At 66.3% G+C, this 2,898-nt stretch carries 2 protein-coding genes; both read left to right on the top strand.

Translation table 11 applies throughout. From position 1 onward, the window contains the following. Positions 1-1,105: Hsp70 family protein (locus C489_RS17220; RefSeq protein WP_049890997.1), on the top strand; the 1,105-nt coding region annotated here is incomplete at its 5' end. Positions 1,106-1,402: 297 nt separating this feature from the next. Continuing rightward, positions 1,403-2,590, top strand: coding sequence for a molecular chaperone DnaJ (gene dnaJ / locus C489_RS17215; RefSeq protein WP_006432615.1), 1,188 nt, complete (start codon positions 1,403-1,405; stop codon positions 2,588-2,590). Positions 2,591-2,898: the final 308 nt, after the last annotated feature.

The raw sequence follows: 2,898 nt of genomic DNA, 5'->3' as shown, positions 1-2,898 counted from the left end.
GCCATCAGAGATGTGTATAAGAGACAGCGACCGGACCGTCGAACCGACCGAGCAGGCCCTCGAGGACGCCGGCTATAGCAAGGACGACATCGACGAAGTCCTGCTGGTCGGCGGCTCGACGCGGATGCCACAGGTCGGCGAGAAGGTCGAGGAACTAACCGGCAAGGAGCCCCAGAAGAACGTCAACCCCGACGAGGCCGTCTCGCTGGGCGCGGCGATTCAGGGCGGCGTCCTCGGCGGCGAAGTCGACGACATCGTGCTGCTCGACGTGACGCCGCTCTCGCTCGGTATCGAGGTCAAGGGCGGCCTCTTCGAGCGCCTCATCGAGAAGAACACGACGATTCCGACCGAGGAATCGAAGATCTTCACTACGGCGGCGGACAATCAGACCACGGTGCAGGTCCGCGTCTTCCAGGGCGAGCGCGAACTCGCCGAAGAAAACGAGATGCTCGGCGAGTTCCACCTGACCGGCATCCCGCCGGCTCCCGCCGGAACGCCCCAGATCGAGGTCACGTTCTCGATCGACGAGAACGGCATCGTCAACGTCTCGGCAGAGGACAAGGGCAGCGGCACCACCGAAGAGATCACCATCGAGGGCGGTGCCGGCCTCTCGGACTCCCAGATCGAGGAGATGCAGGAGGAAGCGGAGAAACACGCCGAAGAGGACCAGCAAAAGCGCGAGCGCATCGAGGCCCGCAACGCCGCCGAGGCCACGATCCAGCGCGCCGAGACGCTCCTCGAGGAGAACGACGAGCAGGTCGACGACGACCTGCGCGCCGACATCGAGGGCGCGATCGAGGACCTCGAGGCGACGATCGATGACGACGAGGCCGACGCCGAGGCCATCGAGTCCGCGACCGAGGCCCTGAGCGAGGAGCTCCAGGAGATCGGCAAGCAGGTCTACCAGCAGGAAGCCGGTGCGGGCGCAGCGGGCGCTGGCGGCGCGGCCGGCGGCGCAGCGGGCGCTGGCGGTGCCGGTATGGGCGGCATGGGCGGCGGTCCGAACCCTGGTCCCGACGCCGGCGCTGCCGGTGACGAGGACGAGGAGTTCGTCGACGCCGACTTCGAGGATGTCGACTTCGAGGAAGACGAAGACGAGGAGTAACGAGCCTTCGATAGCTCGTCAGCTGCCGCTTTGACTTTCGCTGTCTTCTGGGATCGATACCGTCTCTGTCGCTGTTCCGAACCGCGAAGAGAATGGAGTACTCGCCGCGAGCGAACGAAGTGAGCGAGCGGGCCAAGGAACCCTCGAACCCGCGCCGCCAGCGCGGGTGAGGGGGTGACGCCGTGCTTTTGATCAACCTTTTACCGAGCGAACGACCGACGGGAGTGAGCGCAGAGTAAAAGGTTGTGTCGGAACGGTCGTTTCAAGTGTCTCAACCGAGTATCGGTGGCACAACGAATGAGCGAGGACTTCTATGACGTTCTCGGCGTGAGCCCCGACGCGTCTACCGAGGAGATAAAACAGGCGTATCGGTCGAAGGCCACCGAGTACCATCCGGACGTCAGCGACGACCCCGACGCCGAGGAGAAGTTCAAGAAGATCCAGAAAGCGAAGCAGGTGTTGACCGACGAGGAGAAGCGCGAGGCCTACGACCAGATGGGTCACGACCGCTACGAGCAGGCCGAGAAACACGGCTTCGACGCCAGCGACGCCGGCGGTGCCGGTGGGATGGGCGGCGGCCCGTTCGGCGGCATGGGCGGTGGCGGAATGGGCGGCGGTGGCATGGGTGGCGGCGGGCTCGGCGACCTCTTCGAGCAGGTCTTCGGCGGCGGCGGTGGTGGCGGCGGTCGCGGCCGCCGTCGGCCCCGCAAAGGGCGAGACCTCCGCACCGAACTCGAGATCGACTTGGAGGAGGCCTACGAGGGCGCGGAAAAGCAGTTCACCGTCGAGCGCCCCGAGGAGTGTGACGTCTGCGAGGGTGAGGGCCACCCGCCCGAGGCCGACACCGAAACCTGCTCGCAGTGTCAGGGCCGCGGGCAGGTGACCCAGGTCCAGCAAACGCCGCTCGGTCGAGTCCAGCAGACGACGGCCTGTCCCCGCTGTGAGGGCGAGGGGACGCTGTACTCCGAGACCTGTGACGAGTGTCGCGGCGAGGGCTACGTCCGCAACGAGGCGTCGCTGACCGTCGAGGTTCCGGCCGGCATTCAGGAGGGCCAGACGCTCCGCATGGAAGGCGAGGGCGCGCCCAGTCCCGAAGGCGGTCGCCACGGCGACCTGCTGATCGACATCTCGATCCGTGACCACGAGGCGTTCGAACGCGACGGCGACGACCTCCAGTACCGGCTGCCCGTCTCCTTCCCGCAGGCCACCTTCGGCGACACCGTCGAAGTCCCGACGCTCGAGGGGGCCGCCGAGTTCGAGATTCCCGACGGGACCCAGAGCGGCGAGACCTTCCGCCTCGAGGGCAAGGGCATGCCGCGACTGCGCGGACGCGGACAGGGGGACCTCTACGTGCAGGTCCAGGTCGTCACTCCCGAGAGCCTGAACGAGGAACAGCGCGACGCGCTCGAGGAGTTCGCCGAAGCCGGCGGCGACGAAATCGAAGTGAAGGAAGGCTTCTTCGAGAAGATCAAGCGGGCGTTTTAACCAGCGAAACATTCTCGCTGGCGGGCGGATCGTTACCTCGCCGATACGTATGGGCCACGCCCCCGCAGTCGTCGATGGACATCGCTCGACTCTATCGGACGGCTGATCAGGGACGCAAGCTACTCCGCGCGGAACGGCGGACGGGTTCGTCGTTCGACCTCTCGCCCCGTTACCGGCTCGACCTCTACCGACGCGGCTTTCTGAGCAAGTCCGGCGTCATCTACAGGCGGAGCAGGCCGAGTGCCTCGGGGCTTGACCCCGAGGGTGAAGGCCGTAAGCTCAGGTGAGTGTTCCACTTTCACTGTGGA

The organism is Natrinema versiforme JCM 10478, from assembly GCF_000337195.1.
GTDB classification, from domain to species: domain Archaea; phylum Halobacteriota; class Halobacteria; order Halobacteriales; family Natrialbaceae; genus Natrinema; species Natrinema versiforme.
The sequence above is the reverse complement of the archived record's forward strand: the minus strand, read 5'-3'. Positions and strand labels throughout refer to the sequence as shown.